Source organism: Lactobacillus kimbladii (assembly GCF_014323605.1).
GTDB classification, from domain to species: domain Bacteria; phylum Bacillota; class Bacilli; order Lactobacillales; family Lactobacillaceae; genus Lactobacillus; species Lactobacillus kimbladii_B.
On the sequence record NZ_SCMB01000006.1, the window covers coordinates 1 to 21472 of the forward strand.

Genomic DNA, 21472 nt, shown 5'->3' on the forward strand with positions numbered 1-21472 from the left:
CGAGGGTAGGACGCTGCCGTGCTTTTTAGCAATCCGGCTTAGCTCAGTTGGTAGAGCGCTTGACTGTTAATCAAGATGTCGTCAGTTCGAGTCTGACAGCCGGAGCGAGCAAAGAGAAGAGGACCTGCGGGTTCTCTTTTTTTATCTATTTATTAAGCATAAAGTGTTAGTCCTTATATATTAGAAAAATGTTAGGTAATGGTTAGAAAATGTGACACAGAGCCTGTTTCACGGTACAATATTATCGGATACATTTTATCTAAAGGAGGAAATCTCATGGTAGGAATTGTTTTAGCCAGCCATGGTGGATTTGCCGATGGAATTGCGCAGTCTGTGCAAATGCTGTTTGGCGAACAAGACAATTTTGCTCATGTCATTTTAAAGCCCGATGAAGGGCCTGATGATATAAGAAGCAAAATGGAAACAGCAATTGCTTCATTTGAAAATCAGGATGAAGTACTGTTAATAGTTGATTTGTGGGGAGGTACGCCGTTTAATCAAGCTAATACTCTGCTTGAAAAGCATCCTAATTGGGCAGTTGTCACTGGTATGAATTTACCAATGGTTGTTGAAGCTCTAACTCAGAGGATGACAAACCCTGACATTACCGCTCATCAAATTGCAACAGCTGTTGTTGAGCCAGCAAAAGATGGTATTAAAATCAAGCCGGCAGAATTAATGCCAAAGGAAACTGCAGGTACAAAACCGCAGGCACAAGCAGCATCTTCAGCTAAAAAGAAGACTATCCCGGAAGGCACTGTTGTTGGTGATGGTCACATTAAATTTGTTTTAGCTCGGATCGATTCACGATTATTACACGGCCAAGTGGCTACTGGTTGGATACCAACTATGCATCCAGACCGGGTTATTGTAGTTTCAGACAATGTAGCTAAAGACGAAATGCGTAAAAGCATGATTCGTGAAGCTGCACCTGCAGGTGTTAAAGCGCACACTGTACCGTTGAACAAGTTAGTTGAGATAGCTAAGGATCCCCGTTTTGGTAACACGCACGCCTTACTACTTTTTGAAAATCCAGAAGATGTTTTAAAAGTTATAAAAGCAGGTGTAGACATTAAAACAGTTAATGTTGGTTCAATGTCCTATAAAGTTGGAGATGTCAATGCTAACAATGTATTGTCTATGAATCAAGAAGATGTTGATACTTTCCACGAACTTGAAAAAATGGGAGTTAAGTATGACGTGCGGAAAGTTCCAACTGATAAAGAAGGCAATATGGAAGCTATTTTAAATAAAGCTCAAAGTTTGCTTGACGAGCAAAACAAGTAAGAGAATAGGAGTAAAAAATGAACGCTATTCAAATGATTTTAGTTGTCATAGTTGCCTTTCTTGCAGGTATGGAAGGCATCTTAGACCAATGGGAATTTCATCAACCATTGGTTGCTTGTACATTAATTGGCTTAGTAACCGGAAATCTGGTTTTAGGTGTTATCCTAGGTGGTTATTTACAAATGATAGCCTTGGGTTGGGCTAATATCGGTGCCGCTGTTGCGCCTGATGCTGCTTTAGCTTCTGTTGCGTCGGCTATTATTTTGGTTCAAAGTGGTCAAGGAACAAAGGGTATTGGGATGGCTACAGGTATTGCGATGCCTCTGGCCGTTGCTGGACTCTTTTTGACTATGATTGTGCGGACGATTTCTACTGGTATTGTACACATTATGGACGCAGATGCTAAAAAAGGTAATTGGCGTAAAATTAATATGTGGCAATGGATTGACGTTTGTCTGCAAGGATTAAGAATTGCCATTCCAGCTGCATTGCTGTTAGCTATTCCAGCATCGACTGTTAAATATTGGCTAGGTTTAATGCCAGCATGGCTAAGTGATGGTATGTCAATCGGTGGTGCCATGGTTGTTGCCGTTGGTTACGCAATGGTGATCAACATGATGGCCAGCCGTGAAGTTTGGCCGTTCTTTGCTATCGGTTTTGCTTTAGCAGCTATTAAAGATTTAACTTTGATTGCTTTGGGTGCCATTGGTTTGGCAATGGCTCTCATGTATTTAGCATTAGAGTCAAAAGTTGGCAATAACAGCAGTTCAAATTCTGATGATGAAGGTACCGGCGATCCACTCGGCGATATCATAGATGACTATTAGAGTGATATTTAAGAGGAGGATTTTACAATGGCTGATAAAAAAATAAAATTAACTAAAGCCGACCGCTTCAAAGTTATGTGGCACTCACAATTTTTGCAAGCTTCATGGAACTACGAAAGAATGCAGAATGGTGGATATGCATATTCACTTATTCCTGCTTTAAGAAAACTTTATCCTAAAAAAGATGATATGGCTGCTGCTTTGCAGAGACACCTAGTCTTTTTTAACGTTCATCCTTACTTAGTATCTCCAATTCTCGGTGTTACTTTAGCATTAGAAGAGGATAAGGCTAACGGAGCTAAAGTTGAAGATGAAGCTATTCAAGGTGTTAAGGTTGGAATGATGGGACCTTTAGCCGGTGTCGGTGATCCTGTATTCTGGTACACTGTACGGCCAATTGTTGGTGCTCTAGGTGCCTCAATGGCTATTCAAGGCAATATTTTAGGACCAATTTTGTTCTTCGTTATTTGGAACGTAATTAGATTGGCCTTCATGTGGTACACACAGGAATTTGGCTACAAGGCTGGTTCTGCGATTACTAATGATATGTCTGGTGGTCTATTGCAAAAGGTAACCCGTGGAGCTTCGATGATGGGTATGTTTGTTTTAGGCTCCCTGATTGAACGCTGGGTTAACATTAAGTTCACTCCGATTGTTTCAAAGACGCCTGTCCAAAAGGGTGGCTATATTGATTGGGGCTCACTTCCAGCCGGTGCTAAAGGTATTCAACAAGCTTTAATTGATCAGGCAAATGGCTTGTCTTTAACCAAGTTTAAAGTTACTACTTTGCAAAACAACTTGGATAGTTTAATCCCTGGTTTAGCTGGACTACTTTTGACTTTCCTGTGTATGTGGTTGCTAAAGAAGAAAGTTTCACCAATCGTAATTATTATTGCCATCTTCATTGTTGGTGTCGTTTTGCATGTTCTGCATGTGCTTTAATCTAAAATGGTTGAATCAAGTAACACCAAAGTTGATTTAACGACAAATGCGACTTGGTTTCGCTCGTTATCTACATACGGTAAAGTAATGGTCGGAGATAAGGCATTTGAATTCTATAATGACCGCAACATCTCTGATTATGTTCAGATTCCGTGGCCAGAAGTTACTTATGTGGTGGCGGATGTTTATTTCCATGGACGTTATATACCTCGTTTTGAAATTCGCACTCGTGCAAACGGAAAATTTATTTTTACAACACGTAATAATAAAAAAACTTTGCGCGCTATTCGTAAGTATGTCCCTGCCAATAGAATGCGGCAGGCACTTGGATTGTGGCAAAAAATCAAAAGAAGAATAATGCATAAATAAAAAGTTCCTAGACAAAATCAATTGTCTAGGAATTTTTTTACTTAATTCTTGCTTTTAATATTTATTTTTTCCACAACACCCAATTCACCAGCAACTTTCTTTTATAAAGCTTGAATTGCTATGCCTTCTTTTCTTCGTGCCAAATTTTAGACAGGGTTGACAAAACTATAAAGATTAACAGTGCTGAAATCATGGAAATCCTGTTTTCAGGCAAAATCAGCAGTAATATAATCATCAAAATGAAAAAGATCAAGGTGATATAGTCCCAGAAAGGAAAACCAGGCATTTTAAAATCGGTAAGTTCTTGTGCAGGTGTCTTTTTGCGGTAAGCAATGTGGGTTAAAAGCATCAAGCACCAGATAATTAAGAACATACTGGTGGAGGTTGAAGAAATAAAATTAAATGCCTCATTGCCGATGACAATGATAACAAATGGTGCTAAGGCCATTAGGCATGCTGATAAAGTTAAAGCATTTTGGGGCAATTGTCTTCTTAAATGTCCAAATGTTTGGTTAAATTTACCCTTACCGTTAAAAGTAACAGAAAATAATAACCGGCCTGCACTGTAAAGAATACTATTGGTTGAAGAAACGGCTGCTGAAATAACCACGAAATTAATGATTGAACCAGCATTGCGAATACCGGTTGCCGCTAAAGTTTGTACAAATGGACTAGAATTAGTAGCCACCTTACCCCAGGGAATCACTACTAAAATAGCAATAATGGCTAGCACATAGAATAAAATGATGCGCATTGGAACCTCATTAATAGCCTTTCTAATCGTTACTTTGGGGTTTTGCGCTTCTGCAGCAGTTAATCCGACTAGTTCAACGCCAACAAAGCTAAAGATAACCATCTGAAAACCGGAAAAGAACCCGGTGCCGCCTTTAGCAAAAAAGCCGCCATTTGTGGACAAGTTAGCTAGAGTAACGGGTCCAAAAGAGGTCTTGCCACCAGTTATTAATAAATAGGCTACTAAAATCACGAATGCAATAACCGTCACAATCTTAATTATGGCAAAACTAAATTCTAGATTGCCAAAAAGACGGGCAGAAAGCAAATTGATAAATAGCAAAACAGCTATGGTTACTAAACCAGGCACCCACGTAGGCAAATGGGGAAACCAGTATTGAAAATATATTCCCAAGGCTGTCATTTCTGCCATACCCAGGGTTACCCAACTAATCCAGTAGAGATAACCAGAAATAAACCCGATATTTTTACCCAAGTACTTTTCGATAAAGTCAATATATGTATGCTTAGATAAGTCTGAAATTATGAGCTCACCTAAAGCTCGCATAAGTAGAAATAAGAAAATACCGACAATGGCATAAATTAAAATGACGCTAGGACCGGCTCGTCTAATGCTATTACCTACACCTAGAAATAAACCTGTACCAATTGTCCCACCCAGGGCAATCAATTGAATATGCGCGTTTGTCAAGGTTCGTTCGTAACCAGAACCGTTATTTTCTTCTTCTTCGCTCATTAAATCACTCCAAATACTTAAAAATTAGTTACATTATTAAATTATAGCATTATACAAAAGCGTATGTTTTTAACAAAATAAAATTTGGTCAAATTGTAAGTTTTGTTATGTTAAAAAGGGCTTTATTTAAAGACAAATTGTAGTATCATATATTTTATTAAAAATAAATTAAGGAGGAAGATTTAATGTTTACCATTGGCCAATTTACTGTAAATAACTTGGATATTAGTTTGGTATTACCGGAAGTCAGTCATGCGGAAACCTTATACGAAATTATTGTCCATGACCGTGATCAGCTGGCACATTTTTTACCTTGGGCAGGTAAGATTGCGAGTGTAAAAGATGAAGTTGATTTTATTAAGGCAATGCGAGTTGACACCGCTAATTATAAGAAACTGGTACTAGTTGTTCTTGTCAATGGCAAACCAGCGGGAATGGTTGACCTGCACAATATTAAGTTAAAAAATGAAAGCGGCGAAATTGGCTATTGGCTGGGGCAAAAATATCAGGGTAACGGAATCATGACTCAGGCCGTTAAAAAGTTAGTAGACGTATCATTCAACCAGTTTGGATTACACAGTATTAAATTACTGGCAGATCATAATAATAAACCTAGTAGAGCCATTGCAGATAGGCTGCACTTTGAATATGTGGCCAGGCTTAAAGATGAAGTTAAGTATCACGGTAAGTTCTGTGATATGGAGTTATATATCACATTTAATTCTAAAAACTACTCAAAAAAGGGTCTGGGAAAAAACTAGTTCTCAGACCGCGAAAAAAGAACGATGATTTCCTTACGGATTTCGTCGTTCTTTTGCTTGGGTAACTTGATTCTTTTTCCCACACACTTTGTTATTTGTCTTCGTATCCTTGAGGATGAGCTTGGTGCCATTTCCATGCACTTGCCATTACATCTTCAGCGCTCTCATGTTGTGGCTGCCAGCCTAAAATAGTTCTGGCTTTGGTTGAATCTGCAACTAGACTGTCAGGGTCACCTGCACGGCGTGGTCCCATAGTATATGGAATTTCAACATTGGTAACTTTATGAGCCGCTTGTAAGATTTCTAAGTTGGAGTAGCCATGAGCAGTTCCAAGGTTGAACACATCGGACTTGTTAGTTTTAACTAAGTATTTTAGTGCCAGTACATGCGCGTCGATGAGATCTTCGATTTGAACGTAATCTCTGACATTAGTGCCATCTTTAGTGTCGTAGTCATTACCAAAAATAGTAAATTTACCATCGCCACTGACAGCACTTTTTAAAATATTAGGAATTAAATGCGTTTCCGGAGAGTGATCTTCTCCAATTGACCCATCACTTGCAGCACCAGCAACGTTGAAATAGCGCAGTGCAATTGATTTGATACCATCAGCTTTATCTGCCCAATGCATGATTTTTTCCATCATTACTTTGGTTTCGCCATAAGGGCTAATCGGATTAAGCGGTGAATCTTCAGTAATTGGCAATTTCTTAGGGATGCCGTAAGTTGCCGCACTTGAAGAAAAGACAAGGTATTTTACATCGGCATCTTTCATTGCTTCTAGGAGCGCAATCATACCTGAAACGTTATTATCATAGTATTTCAGTGGTTTTTCCACAGATTCAGGCACTAAAGAATATGCAGCAAAGTGCATAACTGCCTCAATTTTTTCTTGACGCAATATTTGGCTAACTAAAAACTTGTTCTCAATATCTCCTTGGTAAAACTTGGCTTTAGAGTTGACAGCTTTTCTGTGCCCAGTGTACAAAGCGTCAAGGACAACAACATCATTATTTTGTTCAATTAATTTTTTAACAGCTACCGAGCCAATATACCCAGCACCGCCGATAACTAAAACGCGCATAAATTCCTCCAATTAATATATGGTAATGATCTTCTGTCTAAATTTTAGCACAGTCTGTTAATTTAAAAGACAATTATTGACAGTAAAATCATTTTGCAATACAGTTACTTTTAGTAAGATAGTTAGAAAGAAGTATCAAAATGATTCATAATTCCACAATTAACCAGCAAATTAATCATCGCTCTATCAGAAAATTTAAAGATCAAACACTAAGTGCAGAACAATTAAATACTTTATACACCGTTTTTCAACACACCGCGACGAGCATGTTTATGCAAAATGCGACAATGCTTCATATTACTGATGAAATTAAAAAGGCAAAAATCAGGGAATTGTGCGGACAAAAATATGTTGGTGCTGAAGGAGATTTGTTTATCTTTGTAGTGGATTTATACCGAAACCAACAAATTCGCCGCCAGTTAGGTAAAGATGACGGACGTGTTCATACCACTGACATTTTCTTTCAGGGGATGGATGACACATTACTTGCTTGGCAAAATGTGGCTAATGCTGTTGAAAGTATGGATCTTGGTTATGTGCCTCTAGGTACCATTAATGATCACCCGTTAAAAATGTTGGAAGTGCTTGATTTGCCTAAACTGACGTTTCCAGCGTTAGGGATGCAAGTGGGTGTTCCTGACCAAGAGCCGCAATTGAAACCGCGCTTGCCACTAGCATTTACAACTTTTGAAAATGAGTATCCGCGTGATTTTAAAGTGGCAGACTTGAAAGACTATGACCAAGTCGTTACCACTTACTATGACTTGCGGGATGCTAATAGACGTATTGATTCTTTTACCAAGCAAATAACTGGTGACAAGTTAAACGATAAGAGAATTGATCGTGACGAGTTGCCAGAATTGTTGCACAAGCAAGAGCTTTGCCTAGATTGGAAATAAAATAAAAGTCGCGCATTCGATTGCATGACTTTTTTTGTTTTGGTATAATTTAAACGTTGTGAAAGTTGCTGATTTAGCTCAGTTGGTAGAGCGTTTCCCTCGTAAAGAAAAGGTCGCCAGTTCGATTCTGGCAATCAGCATTCAGAAGAATAAAATTGGTAAAACAACCTTGATATATCAGTGTTTTCTGTTGGTAAATTAAGGTTATTTTTTGTTTATTAAAGATAATTATGCACACGATACGGAACACGTTTTGAAGTGAAATTGCAAAGTATTTCCGTGTTATGCCAAAAGAATGTTTAGAGATCACTTACTTTAAAAAATTAATTGAGTAAAAAAGGAAGTCGTAGTTATTAGCTTTGACTTTTTTGATTTTTATGAGAATTATTTCTGGAATTGTCTCAACTGCTGCTAATATAGCAACTTTAGTATCTTACCAAACTTTGTTAATAGCGAACGTAACCAATAGAGCTGCATTAATTTTCACTGACTCTAACATACTTTTAACTTTTGATAAAAAACAAAAACCATTGGCAAGAGTTCATTACATCCCAATGTTGGTTACAGGTTTAGAACTTAGTCCAAAAGCGTAGGACTAATCCTTTATTTTAATTCAAAATCTTAAAAAAAATTAGCATTGCTACTAACGTATGTACTATAATTTGCTTATAGATTTTTTTGAAACTTGATAGGTAGCTGGCATTTATGAAGCAAAAACAAACTTTTTCAGATAAAGTTTTTCAATTTGATCAGGAATTAGGTAATGTAAAAATTGATTTACCGGCTCCTTATAAATTAATTAATCCTTATAGTGGCAGAAATAAAAAACAAATTTTACAAATGATCCAAATTTTCTATCACAAATATTTCAATGACACTAACAGGCGACGCTTAATATTGGGCAGTTGTCCAGCGAGAAAAAGATCGGCAATAACTGGAATTCCCTTTGAAGATGCTTTAAATCTCCAAAAAGAAACAGGAATTTCAATAGCAAATTTTCATGTTAATAATGCAGCTTCTAATTTTTTAAATGAAGTCATAGATAAATACGGTGGAAAGCTCAAGTTTTATCATGATTTTTATCTCAATTTTGTTTGTCCCTTGGGTATTTGCAAGACCAATTCCAAAGGTAACCAGATAAATTGCAATTATTATGAAAACAAGCGAGTTGAAGGAATACTAACTTCTTTTATAATTTCTGCGCTTAAAGCGCAAATTAACTTTGGAATTGATACTTCTATTTGTTACTGCATAGGCAGTAGTCAAAATTATCAAGAACTGAGCAAAATTAATAAAAAGTGGCGCTTTTTTCAAAAAATAGTTCCACTTGAGCATCCGCGTTTTATTACACAATATCATCCTGAAGAAAAAGAGAAATATTTGCATAAATACTTGGATGCTTTGATGTATAAATAATAAGCGTTAGTTTGAAAAATAAGTGAGGTCAGCAATTTATGTCTGATGTAATTCTTAAAAAAGCAAGAAAAATTTATCAAATGTACCAAAATGGCGATTTAGGTGATACTGCTTTACCTGAAGATAGCAACCCCAACTTAGATCCAAGTTCCAATGAAAATGCGCTTTATTTCACGCTGCCAATGGCCTTAAACTATCAGAGAAATTCCTATACTTTGTGGGAAAGTGCCTTGAAGACATATGAAGATCCAGAAACTAATTTTGTTTTTATACCGGCAAAAGTGATTAATGCTGAGTATGAAGCAGTGCAAAAAGGTTTGACTAAGTATCGGCTTGCTTTGCAAAAGAACAAGCAGACAGACATTTGGCTTAAATTATGTCAGACATTTACAGAGCTTTCTGATGGTAGTGTTATTAAATTCGCTAACAGCTTGGATAATGATGTGAATAAGATTAGGCATTTTATGCAAAAAGATGCCAAGAAAAAGTTTCCATATTTGTCTGGTAATAAGCTTTGTAACTATTGGTTGTATGTTCTCAGTAAATACACTGCTATTCCTTTAAAAAATACTAATAATATTTATATTGCTGCAGACAGGCATGTAATCAGAGCAAGTTACAAATTAGGCTTAATTACTAAAGAACAAATGGAAAGTTCTAAAGTGCAGACCTTTGTGATTAGTACTTGGGCAAAAGAACTGCAGGGAACAGAATTTGTGCCAACCGACTTGCAAAATCCATTATGGTTATGGAGCCGGAATGATTTTAAAGATTTGGATTCTTGCAGTTGAGAGTAAAACTAGGTACGAAATAATTGTCTTTATGTCTTTTCTTATTGAAAATAAATGTATAAAAGATCTAAAATTAGTTATGGTTAAAGAAATAGTTTTTTTATGAAGGAAAGAAAAAATGAAAGTTAATCATAATATCAAAAAATTCACCAGTAAGTTGCTAGTTAGTTCTGCAATTGCAGGCATTTTGGGCGGAGTTGCTATTAATGTGATTCCTGAGAAAGCAGATCTTGTTCAAAATGTTCAAGCCAAAAAGAAAAAACACGCAAAAGCAAAGAAAAAGGTCAAGAAGGCGGTAACTAGCCATAAAACTGCCAATGTTAATAAAAAGGTTGATATTAGTAATTATTCATATGGTAATGATTGTATTTTGAAGTTCGATCCTAGTACTAAAACCTTGCATATTAAAGAAGGTGTAAATAGTAATAAATTAGGTAGTACTCCGATTTATGATGCCGTTTATAATGCTAAGAAACATGTTTCTAAGAAAAATATGTTTAAGCCTTCTGATATTGAACATATAAGTATTGATAGCAATATTGCTTTATCAAGCAATTCCGAATATTTATTTGCCAGATTATATAAGTTACAGGACATTGCTGGTCTTGATAAGGTAGATACTGGTAAAGCTGAAGATGTTAGCTATATGTTTTTTAACGACAGAAAACTGACTCGGCTTGACCTAAGTAGTTGGGATGAAAGTTCTTTTGATTATTATGCTGACAGGTTAGGTATGTTTTCAGGTGATACATCTTTAATTGAAATCAATCTGACTGGCTGGGGAGTAAAGCTGACAGATCATACATTTGATGGCCTTGATACTACCAAAGTCAAAATTATTGGTTTTGATGAAGATGATGAAGATGACGACTAGGCCTCAGATAAAGTTGATATAATAATATAAAATCACTTTAAACAAAAAACCTTTCAAAACAATTCTTAATGAATTTGTATTTGAAAGGTTTTATTTTGCAACTAACTTTATATAGATTAAAGAGTCTTACGCATAGTAGTCAATGATTGCTTTCAATATTTTCGCAGCGTCAGGGTTGCCCGTGGCTTCTTCATAATATTTGCTAAAACGTCCGTCACAGACATACATTTGGGCGAGATTCTTGTGCGCCTCTGCCGAATATTGGCTTTTAGGCCAAATTATCAGTAAATATTCTTTATGTAATTCGAAAATGTGCTTGGCAGCAGCTTGTTTGACACCAGCAGTATTATCAAAGTCTTTTAATTCAGTTAAAATTTCAGCATTCAGTTTTTTGAAATGTGATAATTCATCTGCAGATAAAGAGCTAAATTTTTGATTGCTAAGATCTATTTGAGGATCACCATATTTCTCCCTAATTTCAGCGCCATATTGTCTTTCGTTTTTGTTAATCATTTCTTTTTTTAATGTGGCAAATTTTTCCGTGTCAGTCATTTGTGCTTCTCCCTTCATTGTTGCAAGTGTCTTGTCTAAATTCCTAATCAAATCATCTAGATATTGCTCTTGCGCAACTAGTTTGCTTCGCTGACTTCGTAAAACTTGATATTGAGTTTCCGTTGAAGTCTGCATTACCTGTTTTATTTGTTCCAGTGGCAAGTCAAATAGCTTTAAAAATAGAATTTTCTGCAATTGATCAACTTCGCTTTCCTCATAATAGCGATAATTATTTTCGGGATTCCTGCGCGCTTTTAAAAGTCCCTGTTTATCGTAATAGCGTAAAGTTCGTGTTGAAATGCCAGCTAGTTTTGCTAGTTCATTGATAGAATACGACATGTTTAAAATCTCCTCACTTGCAAAATTTAGTATATTGGTTGACGTAGCGTCAAGGTCAAGCACGGAAAATGATTTTTGAGAATAAAAAAGCCAGTAACTCAATCAAGATTACTGGTTTTTGATTATGATATTTAATTTACGACGTTTAATTTTTCACCATTTAGAAATGCCTGCAGATTTTCAACGACAATGCCCAGTAAGCGATTGCGGGTTTCGCGTGGTGCCCAGGCAATATGAGGGGTAATGTAGCAGTTCTTAGCAGAAAGAAGTGGACTGTCAGCAGGAATTGGCTCTTTTTGTGCAACATCAATTCCAGCTGCAGCAATCTTTCCTTCATTTAAAGCAACGGCGACATCTTTTTCATTAATTAAACCGCCGCGAGCAGTATTAATTAAAATGACGCCATCTTTCATTTGACTAATTGCTTTTTGGTTTATCATTTCAGTGGTTGCCGGTGTTTGCGGCACGTGTAAACTGACGATATCTGCTTTTTGATAAAGTTGATCAAGTTCAACCTGCTTAACGTAATCAGGTAAGCCCAGTTTAGGACGATGGTTCCAAAAAATCACATTCATAGAAAAAGTATGGCCGATTTCTGCCACTTTTTTTGCTATGTGACCGAAGCCAATGAGTCCTAACGTTTTACCTTTCAATTCCATTAACGGTTTTGCCCAAAAAGTAAAATCAGGGTTGCTGCTCCAGCGACCTTCATGGACTAATTTATTATGTAAACCGACTTGACTGGTAATTTCAAGTAGCAATGCAAAAGTAAATTGCGCAACGGCATCAGTACCATAAGTAGGGATGTTAGTAACAGGTATGCCAGCTTCACGAGCTGCAGTCGTATCGACAATATTGTAACCGGTAGCAGTCACGCCAATGTATTTAACGTTGGGAGCGGTCTCAAGCACATGTTGGTCAAGTGGCGTTTTGTTAGTCAAAACAATTTCAGCATCCCCAATCCGCCTTAAAATTTCCTCATCGTCGTCCACTGGGGTACGATCATAAAATTTGCATTCACCTAGTTTTTTAAGAGGTGACCAATCTAGGTCTCCTGGATTTAAGGCATAACTATCCAAATTAACGATTTTCATAATTCAACCTCACATATAATATATCTATACCTTATAGTTTACTACATATTGCCGGCGTAACTATATATTATAAGATTGCAGTAAGATGGTGATTAAAAGAGCATTTGACAGTGTTCATAAATAATTTTAAAATTACTCTATATTATGCATTTTAGTAATATCTTACAATTACTAGAAATGAGCAAATTAAATAGTGGTAGTATGTTATTTCTTCATAGATTTTATGCTATGCAATAATCCATAAATAGTGGTATAAAATTAAAGTAGTAAATAAATATCTAAAATAGTGGAATTAAGAAGGAGTTATCAATGAAAAAATGTCCACAATGTGGCGCCATAATGGGAAAAGACGTCAATTTTTGTACGTCTTGCGGTTATGATTTGCGCAATGTTGGTGTACAAAAAGTAGAAGAGGCGCCTACTAATTCAGCTGAAAACACTGCTCAAGTAGAGCCAAAACAGACCGAACCTCAGCCTCCAGCTGCCAGTGAGCCAGTTAATTACGGAGATCAATTTCAAAATTACTGGCAATGGTGTGTTGATTCCTGGCGTAATCCAGGTACTTGTAGTCCTAATGTGGCAAGTTGGTATGGTTGGTTGACCATTTTGATTGAAGATGCCTTTGTGGTGTTGGGTCTATATTATTGTGCCAATACTATTGTTAGTACTTTGATTAACTGGGCCAACCGCATGGGAGCCAACATTAATGGCTGGGAGAATTTTCATGTTCCCTTTAACATTATGCTGGAAATATTTGTGGTGCTGGTGATATTTGAAGCAATAGTCATTGGCGGCTTTTATGCTGGTTATCGGTATGTCTATGACAGACAGCTGGGCTTTTTTGAGTTTATTAATCGTGGTGCCCATGCGTTCAACTTCAATCTGCTTATTTCTGCCGCATTCTTTTTACTAATGCTTTTAGGACTAAATAGTATTAAATTCGTGATTGCCGTATTTATCATAATGCTAGCTTTATTCTTTGCTAGCCAGCATATTATATTATTTGGCGATCAGGGAGCAGTGCATGATAAAATTTTGGGCTTCTTAATTGCTTTTGCCATTATCTTTGTGTGTCTGATGATTTTAGATTCAATTATTTATAGTTCCATGGTCCATTCAATCATCAATCAAATTATGTCAATGCAAAATGGTTCAATGTAGATAGAGTGAAGGAAATGAATGATAAAAAATTTTGTCCTAATTGTGGTAAAGAGATAAAGCCGAATGCGGAATTTTGCCCTAACTGTGGTCAAAAATTACCTCAGACCCTGCATAGTAGAAAAGAATATCGCAGTCAGCAGAGAAATACTGCAGCGCAGCCAGTTGTCAATCAGCCACAAGCTACGGCGAGCTCAGTCCATCAGCATCAGCCTATGAAAAAAAGAAACAAGGTCTTGCTGACCTGCTTGGGAGTTTTGATTGTTGCATTTGTGGCATTCTATGCTTGGGGTTCTAATCACTATCAAAGAAATAATCAGATTAATCAAATTGCAGCCAGTTTGAAAAATCCTCATTCTGATTTAGCCCAATTCGTAGTTTCTGAAAATCCTAATGCTCGTGTAACAACGGCAGCTCTAAAGCCAACTCAGGAATATTATGCGGAACACTACGTTGAAGCAGATAAAATGGCTGATGCTTTTAAATACGGTAATGAATATGAAAACGTCAGCTTGGTCCAAAGTGGTCGTTATTTACTTTTATTCCCCAAATATTGTTTGCAATTAAAGACTTATACACCGCAGATTAGAACTAATCACGCCAATTCTACTATTTATGTCAACAATAAAAAATTTGGTGGCGTTGACGGCAGCGGTGAGGACTATTATAAAAAAATTGCTCCTTTATTTCCGGGTAAATACCACATTGAAGTAAAATCAGTTGCCTCTGGTCACCAGTTATCTGCCGATAAAAGTACCACTATTTTTTCTAATAAAGAAATTAACATGAACATTAAAACTGTTAATTTCATGATTAAAAGTATTCCTTCTGCTACGATTTACATTAATGATAAAAAAGTAGGCAATCTTGATAAAAGGGGCACGAAAGTGTTTAAAGATTACCCTGTAACTGATGATATGAAGATCTATGTGGTTACTAAAGTTGATGGTAAATCTATCAAATCAGAGTCGGTTGATTATGACGATATGGGCTTTGAAGATGACGATGATAGCAGCAGTAATGTCATTAAACCCGAATGGCCCGGCTTAATTAGTAAAGATGATGCTGAAAAACTTTTAGAAAATGACTTTACATCTCCAGACGAAGATGACTTTGTTGGTGGAGCTGAAAATAAAGGTTATCAGGAACTGCATTCTCAAGATTCTGGTTTTGATAATGATGACGATATTAATGATTATAATATGGAATGCTCTGTAGTTTCGATTACTCCAGCGCCAAATAATTGTAGCAGCGTAACTTACAAGATTACTTACACTTTCGAACATGATGATTTTGAACATAAGCAAGTGATGTTATACACTGGCGGTCTTTTCAAACAAACTGGCGACAGCGATGACAGCAGTCAAAAGATTAAGTCAATTGGCAATGGTAAAATAATTAGTGATAAAAAATACGATAATTAATATTGTTTGAAGTGCTAATTCTAAAATTAGAATAATTTAACTAAGGACTAACTTCCGATTTTCAGTCGGGAGTCAGTCCTTTTAATTTGGTCAAAAAAATAGCTTTTTTCTCTGAATTCTTTGATTTTTAGAATTATTACTTAAAACAATTAGTTTTTTTCACTATTGCGTAAATGCAAATATATTGTGTTTTTTGAAATTTTAAGTTGCTTGGCAACAGTTGGGATAGCCTTCTTCATGCTAAAAATGCCGTTTTCTTTTAGTTTTAAAATAATTTGTTTGTTATGATCTTTAGAATTAATAGTAGCATCAGCATCAACATCAGCTTTAGCTTTATTTACAGCAGCTAAAATCAATTCATCCGTTGAGTTTTCAAAATTTTCAATAACTTTTGCTTGTTGCAAAGAATTATGTTGTGGAATAAAGTTGCCCATAATTCTAATGAATGGGGTATTTAAATAAAAATTGATACATAACAAGCCTATAATTCGATGATTATTTCCCCTAATAACAGAGGTCATTGCTTTAATTGGCTCTCCCTTAGCATTGCGATTAAAGTAGGTTAAATAATCATTAGTTTGCTCTCCTGATTCTATCTTTTCCAAAATGTGTAAAGCCAAGTCAGTAATCGGATCACCAATTTTACGACCGCTAAGCTGACCGTTACAAATATAAATTATTGAATTTTCGTAATTCTCTAGACTATGTAAAACAATTTCGTACCCTTCACCTAAATAAGTACTCAGTGAAGAAACTAGGATTTTATATGAATCTAGAATTTTAAGATCATTTTTTGAAAGTTTCATTTTTCCTCCAAAAGATAATATTTTAAATTGCGTTTGACTCCCAAATAAACAAAGTAAATTTTAATTACAGTTTATTCCTATAAAAAATTAAAATCAAACAATAATGTAAAATAATTCATTGACTAAAAAATATTTTAGTATTAATATGAGATTGAGTTAAGAAAGAGAGGATGAAAAATGAAACAATTTAATGCTACTGGTTTATCGAGTGGAAAAGGTCCATATTCTCAAGCGATCATCACTGATAAATATATTTTTATATCGGGTCAAATCCCTATTAATTCTAATTCTGGAAAAATTGATTCTGGAACTTTGTCTGGGCAAACAGAACAAGTTATAAAAAACATAAACATAATTTTAGCGGAGCTAAACAAATCCTTTGCTGATGTTGTTAAAACAACATGCTTTTTAACAGATATGTCCGGTTTCGCTATTTTTAACCGAATCTATGAAAGGGCTTTTAAATCACTTCCTGCTCGTTCGTGTGTTGAAGTCAATAATTTACCTTTAAATAGTAAAGTCGAAATTGAATTAATAATTGAAGCATAAAGGGGGAGACAACATTGTATACCGAATTAGTTTCAAAAATAGTGGAAGATATGGGAGGCAAAGCCAACATCGCATCACATACACATTGTATGACAAGATTACGCATAACAACCCATGATGATTCTCGTGTACTTACTGACAAGATAAAAAATCTTAAAGGAATTATGGGAATCGTAAAAAAAGGTGATCAATGGCAAATAGTAATAGGACCTAATGTTGAAGAAGTATATAACTCTTTTGTAGATTATTTAAACAATTCTACAGAAAAAGGGACGGTTAAGGAAAAACATTCTAAAGGTACTTGGGGAGCAAATATCTTAAATACGATAGCTGGAATTTTTAATCCTATTGTGCCTGCTCTTGCTGGTTCAGGATTAATAAAAGCAATTCTAGCTCTTTGCCTAGCTTGTCACTGGTTAACCGATAAATCTCAAACTTATATTGTATTGAATGTGATTAGTGATGGTGTGTTTAATTTTTTGCCATTCTTACTGGCATATTCATCATCTAAAATTTTTAAAATGAATACTGCGGTAGCACTGGGAATAGCTGGTGCAATGTTGCATCCAACATTTATTCAATACATAACTGCGGGTAAAACTACCTTGCAATTTTTTGGAATTACTATGCATTTAGTTGATTATCAAACCAGTGTATTACCAATCATATTAGTTATATGGTTTGCTTCATATATTGAAAAGTTTCTAAATAGAGTAATTCCAAAAGCAATAAAAATAATTGTAGTACCAGCTTTTACCTTATTGCTTGCTACTCCAATAGCTTTGTTAATTATTGGACCATTAGCTCAATGGATTGGTACTGGATTAGCATCAGGAGTAAACGTAATGTTTGACCGGTGGGGAATTATAGCCAGTCTTCTTTATGGTGCATTTTACTCACTTATAGTTGTTACGGGTTTACAGCATGGTATGGTTCCAATTTTAGTTGATAGTATTTCTCGTTATGGTTTTAATCATATTAGTCCTGCATCGGGAAGTTCAAACATGGGTCAAGCTGGGGCAGCCTTTGGTGTTTGGCTTCGTTCAAAAGATAGGGACACTAAGGCCGTAGCAGCATCTGCGTGTATTTCAGCTTTAAGTGGAGTAACAGAACCAGCAATTTATGGCGTTAATCTTCGCTTAAAGAAACCATTCTTGTATGCTGGTATTGGAGGAGCAGCCGGTGGTCTAGTTGCAGGTATTTTAAAAGCTAAGTGCTACGCATTAGGCGGTCCTTCATTTTTAACATTACCAATGTTTATTGGTGATCCTAATAATGTTTGGTTTGTTGTTTTAGCTTTTATAGTTGCATTTGTTGTTGCTGCTATTATTACTGTCATATTTGGTTTTGAAGAAACACCACTTAAGGAGGGTTAGCATCTCATGTATCAATTTAATTCAAGTTTTGAGAACATTAGTGGTGGTTTATTTTCGGAAATTGAAAAAGCTGATGTAGGCAATAATTATCAAGATCTGGGAAAAAAGGGGGTTGATCTTTTAGGATGGGCAGACCCATTTTACCCTGATCGATGTGTACCCTCAGAAGTGTTAAATGAAAGCATTAGAGCTCTTAAAGGAGAACTGCCAACGCATTATACACCACCTGTTGGGAATGAAGAGTTGAAGATTGAAATTGCTAAAAAAGCAGAAAAATTTAATCACCTTAAACTTGATCCCAATAGAAATATTTTGATAACTCCAGGTTCCGATTCCGGTCTTTTCTTTGCAATGATGCCATTTTTGGAAAAAGGAGACGAGGTAATTTTACCTATTCCTTGTTATCCAAATAATATTCAGAATACAAACTTGTTAGGAGCCAAACCTGTTTATTTGAAATTAAAAGAAGAAAATGATTATCAGATTACAGCCAAAACTTTAGAAAAATTAGTTACTCCAAATACTAAAATGATTGTACTTACACATCCGAATAATCCCACAACGACAGTGTTTAACAGGGAATCTTTAGAAGCGATAAGGCAAATAGTTATAAAATATAATCTAGTTTTGATATGTGATCAAGCATTTGAGGATTTTACATTTGAAAATAAATTCATAACTCCTGCATCATTAGAAGGGATGTTTGATAGGACAGTTACTGTTTGCTCAGTATCAAAGGGGATGGGGCTCAGCGGCTTCCGTGTAGCTTATATTATGACAAATGACTATTTTATGGATAAATACTATGGCGCAGCAGTTAGTGTTATTGGAGCAACAAATACAGTTTCTCAAATTGCTTTGATTGAAGCTTTTAAACATCCCAAATTTATGAAAAAATTTGAGGAATCATACAATTATCGTAGGAATAAAGCTTATGAAATTTTTAATTCAATCCCTGGAGTTTCAATGCTTAAACCAGAATCAGGTTTTTTGGGCTGGATTAACATTTCTAAACTGGGTAAGTCTCAAGATATCCAAAACTATCTTATAAAAGATGCAAAAGTCTTTTTAAATTCTGGTACAAATTATGGTTCTAACGGAGAGGGCTATCTCAGAATAGTTTTAGGAACTTATAAAAGTGATGAACGTTTAATTGGGGTACTTAAGCGAATTAAAAAATCTTTGCTGAATTATTCAAAAATTTAAAAATAGGAGAAACTATGCGTAAGTTGAATAAATTTCCTTCCAATTTTTTCTGGGGAGGAGCAATAGCTGCAAATCAGAGTGAGGGAGCTTGGAATAAGGATGGTAAGGGACCTAGTATAACAGATGTTATGGCTTTAGGCTCACATACTAAAGCTCGAAAAATAACTAAGAAAATAGATCCTAATGTGTGTTATCCTTCACATAAAGCTGCTGATTTTTATCATCATTACAAAGAAGATATTAAACTATTGGCCGATGAAGGAATTAAAATGCTTAGGTTATCGATTGCATGGACTAGAATTTTTCCTAATGGTAATGATGTCGAGCCTAATCAAGCAGGTCTAAAGTTTTATGATAATATTTTTGCTGAATTAAAAAAATATAATATCGAACCACTTGTTACAATCTATCATAATGATTTTCCATTACATTTAACTCAAATTGGTCAAGACTGGTCTTCACGCAAAACAATAGATGATTATATAAAATTTGCCGAATTGGTAATGAAACGATACAAAAACTATGTAAAATATTGGATACCGTTTAATGAAATTAATGATCTTACTGTGCCACTTGGCAACTGGAATCACGGTGGAATAATTAATGAGGGGACAAAAGATTTTCAGCATCAAGTTGATAATCCAAATCATAGATTTCAAGCCTTACATAACCAATTTATAGCTAATGCAAAAACTGTAATTTTGGGGAAAAAAATAAATCCTGATTTTAGATTTGGTTCAATGATATGCCACATTACTGTATATCCACTGACATGTAATCCGGATGATATATTATTAGCTCAACATGAAGATCAAATTCGCAATTGTTTTTGTGGTGATGTTCTTCATTACGGAGAATACCCTTATTATGCTCTTGAATATTTTAAAGAAAATAATATTCAAATTAATGTTGAGCAAGAAGATAAAACTTTATTGAAAGATGGAATATGTGATTTTTATACTTTTAGTTATTATATGACTATATGTAAAACTAATACTCAAAAAAAAGCCAAAAGTACTTCTGGAAATATTATGGGTGGTGCAAAAAATCCTTATTTAAAAGTTAATGAATGGGATTGGCAAATAGATCCTAAGGGCCTGCGATATACTTTAAACCATGTATATGATCGCTATCGTGTTCCAATCATTATTTCAGAAAATGGTTTAGGTGCATTAGACAAGTTAACCCCTGATTGTCATATACATGATGATTACAGAATAGATTATACTAAAAGGCATCTTCAACAGATGCAAGAAGCTATTACAGATGGTGTAGATTTAATTGGATATACTAGCTGGGGTATTATTGATCTTGTGAGTTGTTCTACTGGTGAAATGTCTAAGCGCTATGGCTTTATCTACGTTGACGCTGATGACTATGGTAAGGGAACATTTAAACGTTATAAAAAAGACAGTTATTATTGGTATAAAAAGGTAATACAATCAAATGGTGAGAATTTAAATGAATTAGAGTGAGAAGGAAAAGATATGATAAGTTTTTTCAAAAAGAAAGAGGAAAGCCTTAAAATAACAGCACCAGTAGACGGAGAATTAGTACCGATAACCGAAGTAAAAGATGATATTTTTTCCAAAAGGATGTTAGGCGATGGCTTTGCGATTAAACCGAATTCAGATGATTTGTATTCTCCAGTTAAAGGTATGATTTCTTCAATTTTTTCAACAAAGCATGCTCTTGGAATAAAGACAGAAAATGGTTTGGAAATATTACTTCATTTTGGAATTGATACTGTTGAGTTGGAAGGGAAGCCGTTTAGTATTAAAGTAAAAGAAAGTGAAAAGATATTTTCAAATGATTATATTGGTACAATGAATTGCTCTATGATAGAAGAAGAACAAAAAGATGATATTGTAATAGTTGTTTTTACTAATTTAAATAAGGGTACTGAGTTTCCCAAAATAATTAATAGAAAAATAAAACATGGAGATGAAGTAGGTGAAATCAAGATTAAGAGGTAAATAAAACTGTTCGTGATCATTTAAAAATTATTATTGCATTTAGCATTTTACAGCAAATAAAAAGAAACTTATGGAAGTAGATTTTATGAGTATAAGAGAGGTGAACTCTTATGATTGATACAGACATCTTTTAATTTATTTGGAAAGCGCTTTCTTATTTTAAATGAATAAAATAACATATTTTGAGAATAAAACTACTGTAATTACTCTCAATATTGTGCTATTATTTTCTTAGACTAAGAAAGAGAGGTAG

At 35.1% G+C, this 21472-nt stretch carries 22 protein-coding genes and 2 tRNA genes; 19 read left to right on the forward strand and 5 right to left on the reverse strand.

Annotated elements, in window-relative coordinates; translation table 11 throughout:
- The first annotated feature begins 32 nt into the window (after positions 1-32).
- The 5 genes from ERK18_RS08120 to ERK18_RS08140 all read left to right on the forward strand — a co-directional run bounded on the left by ERK18_RS08120 (position 33) and on the right by ERK18_RS08140 (position 3425).
- Positions 33-105 (forward strand) — tRNA-Asn (locus tag ERK18_RS08120).
- 171 nt (positions 106-276) lie between these two features.
- Positions 277-1287: a mannose/fructose/sorbose PTS transporter subunit IIA gene (locus ERK18_RS08125; protein WP_187155040.1), complete on the forward strand. Its 1011-nt coding sequence runs from the start codon at positions 277-279 to the stop codon at positions 1285-1287.
- A 17-nt stretch (positions 1288-1304) separates the two neighbouring features.
- Positions 1305-2114 carry a PTS mannose/fructose/sorbose transporter subunit IIC gene (locus ERK18_RS08130; protein WP_187155041.1) on the forward strand — a complete coding sequence of 270 codons (810 nt, stop codon included), beginning with the start codon at positions 1305-1307 and terminating at the stop codon, positions 2112-2114.
- Between the two features lie 27 nt (positions 2115-2141).
- Positions 2142-3056: a PTS system mannose/fructose/sorbose family transporter subunit IID gene (locus tag ERK18_RS08135; protein ID WP_187155042.1), complete on the forward strand. Its 915-nt coding sequence runs from the start codon at positions 2142-2144 to the stop codon at positions 3054-3056.
- A gap of 6 nt (positions 3057-3062) precedes the next feature.
- Positions 3063-3425 carry a DUF956 family protein gene (locus ERK18_RS08140; RefSeq protein WP_046331633.1) on the forward strand — a complete coding sequence of 121 codons (363 nt, stop codon included), beginning with the start codon at positions 3063-3065 and terminating at the stop codon, positions 3423-3425.
- A 118-nt stretch (positions 3426-3543) separates the two neighbouring features.
- Here the strand turns inward: ERK18_RS08140 and ERK18_RS08145 are convergent, their stop codons facing one another.
- Positions 3544-4914, reverse strand: a complete 1371-nt coding sequence (locus ERK18_RS08145) for an amino acid permease (protein ID WP_187155043.1) — start codon at positions 4912-4914, stop codon at positions 3544-3546.
- Positions 4915-5099: 185 nt separating this feature from the next.
- Here ERK18_RS08145 and ERK18_RS08150 point away from each other — a divergent pair, with 185 nt between their 5' ends.
- On the forward strand, positions 5100-5675 hold the full coding sequence (locus ERK18_RS08150; RefSeq protein WP_187155044.1) for a GNAT family N-acetyltransferase: 576 nt from the start codon (positions 5100-5102) through the stop codon (positions 5673-5675).
- Positions 5676-5766: 91 nt separating this feature from the next.
- Here ERK18_RS08150 and galE read toward each other — a convergent pair whose 3' ends face one another.
- Complete coding sequence (gene galE, locus ERK18_RS08155; protein ID WP_187155045.1) at positions 5767-6759, reverse strand: UDP-glucose 4-epimerase GalE; 993 nt, start codon at positions 6757-6759, stop codon at positions 5767-5769.
- Between the two features lie 140 nt (positions 6760-6899).
- Between galE and ERK18_RS08160 the strand changes: the two genes are divergently transcribed.
- The 6 genes from ERK18_RS08160 to ERK18_RS08185 all read left to right on the forward strand — a co-directional run bounded on the left by ERK18_RS08160 (position 6900) and on the right by ERK18_RS08185 (position 10739).
- Positions 6900-7658, forward strand: coding sequence for an NADPH-dependent oxidoreductase (locus tag ERK18_RS08160; RefSeq protein WP_187155046.1), 759 nt, complete (start codon positions 6900-6902; stop codon positions 7656-7658).
- A gap of 67 nt (positions 7659-7725) precedes the next feature.
- Positions 7726-7798, forward strand: a tRNA-Thr gene (locus ERK18_RS08165).
- A 219-nt stretch (positions 7799-8017) separates the two neighbouring features.
- Positions 8018-8251 carry a hypothetical protein gene (locus ERK18_RS09640; protein WP_187155047.1) on the forward strand — a complete coding sequence of 78 codons (234 nt, stop codon included), beginning with the start codon at positions 8018-8020 and terminating at the stop codon, positions 8249-8251.
- Between the two features lie 112 nt (positions 8252-8363).
- Positions 8364-9074, forward strand: a complete 711-nt coding sequence (locus ERK18_RS08175) for a uracil-DNA glycosylase family protein (RefSeq protein WP_187155048.1) — start codon at positions 8364-8366, stop codon at positions 9072-9074.
- A 38-nt stretch (positions 9075-9112) separates the two neighbouring features.
- A complete protein-coding gene (locus ERK18_RS08180) occupies positions 9113-9865 on the forward strand; it encodes a hypothetical protein (RefSeq protein WP_187155049.1) in 753 nt (250 codons plus the stop codon).
- Between the two features lie 118 nt (positions 9866-9983).
- Entirely contained in the window at positions 9984-10739 is a 756-nt protein-coding gene (locus ERK18_RS08185) for a BspA family leucine-rich repeat surface protein (protein WP_046331642.1), read from the forward strand.
- 126 nt (positions 10740-10865) lie between these two features.
- Here the strand turns inward: ERK18_RS08185 and ERK18_RS08190 are convergent, their stop codons facing one another.
- Positions 10866-11630, reverse strand: coding sequence for a MerR family transcriptional regulator (locus ERK18_RS08190; RefSeq protein ID WP_187155050.1), 765 nt, complete (start codon positions 11628-11630; stop codon positions 10866-10868).
- Positions 11631-11761: 131 nt separating this feature from the next.
- Entirely contained in the window at positions 11762-12724 is a 963-nt protein-coding gene (locus tag ERK18_RS08195) for a D-2-hydroxyacid dehydrogenase (RefSeq protein ID WP_187155051.1), read from the reverse strand.
- Between the two features lie 309 nt (positions 12725-13033).
- On the opposite strand from ERK18_RS08195, the gene ERK18_RS08200 reads away from it, so the two are divergent.
- Entirely contained in the window at positions 13034-13885 is an 852-nt protein-coding gene (locus tag ERK18_RS08200) for a zinc ribbon domain-containing protein (RefSeq protein WP_187155052.1), read from the forward strand.
- Between the two features lie 14 nt (positions 13886-13899).
- The gene (locus ERK18_RS08205; protein ID WP_187155053.1) at positions 13900-15306 is read left to right on the forward strand and encodes a zinc ribbon domain-containing protein; all 1407 of its coding nucleotides are present in this window, start codon (positions 13900-13902) and stop codon (positions 15304-15306) included.
- Between the two features lie 149 nt (positions 15307-15455).
- Here the strand turns inward: ERK18_RS08205 and ERK18_RS08210 are convergent, their stop codons facing one another.
- Positions 15456-16112 carry a helix-turn-helix transcriptional regulator gene (locus ERK18_RS08210; RefSeq protein WP_187155054.1) on the reverse strand — a complete coding sequence of 219 codons (657 nt, stop codon included), beginning with the start codon at positions 16110-16112 and terminating at the stop codon, positions 15456-15458.
- Positions 16113-16289: 177 nt separating this feature from the next.
- Here ERK18_RS08210 and ERK18_RS08215 point away from each other — a divergent pair, with 177 nt between their 5' ends.
- Genes ERK18_RS08215 through ERK18_RS08235 form a run of 5 tightly spaced genes read left to right on the forward strand, consistent with a single transcriptional unit; the run spans position 16290 to position 21219 of the window.
- Complete coding sequence (locus tag ERK18_RS08215; protein WP_187155055.1) at positions 16290-16661, forward strand: Rid family detoxifying hydrolase; 372 nt, start codon at positions 16290-16292, stop codon at positions 16659-16661.
- 14 nt (positions 16662-16675) lie between these two features.
- Entirely contained in the window at positions 16676-18037 is a 1362-nt protein-coding gene (locus tag ERK18_RS08220) for a PTS transporter subunit EIIC (protein WP_261982458.1), read from the forward strand.
- 6 nt (positions 18038-18043) lie between these two features.
- A complete protein-coding gene (locus ERK18_RS08225; RefSeq protein WP_187155056.1) occupies positions 18044-19243 on the forward strand; it encodes a pyridoxal phosphate-dependent aminotransferase in 1200 nt (399 codons plus the stop codon).
- Between the two features lie 14 nt (positions 19244-19257).
- Positions 19258-20718 carry a glycoside hydrolase family 1 protein gene (locus ERK18_RS08230; RefSeq protein ID WP_187155057.1) on the forward strand — a complete coding sequence of 487 codons (1461 nt, stop codon included), beginning with the start codon at positions 19258-19260 and terminating at the stop codon, positions 20716-20718.
- A 12-nt stretch (positions 20719-20730) separates the two neighbouring features.
- The gene (locus tag ERK18_RS08235) at positions 20731-21219 is read left to right on the forward strand and encodes a PTS sugar transporter subunit IIA (protein WP_187155058.1); all 489 of its coding nucleotides are present in this window, start codon (positions 20731-20733) and stop codon (positions 21217-21219) included.
- The last annotated feature ends 253 nt before the right edge of the window (positions 21220-21472 follow it).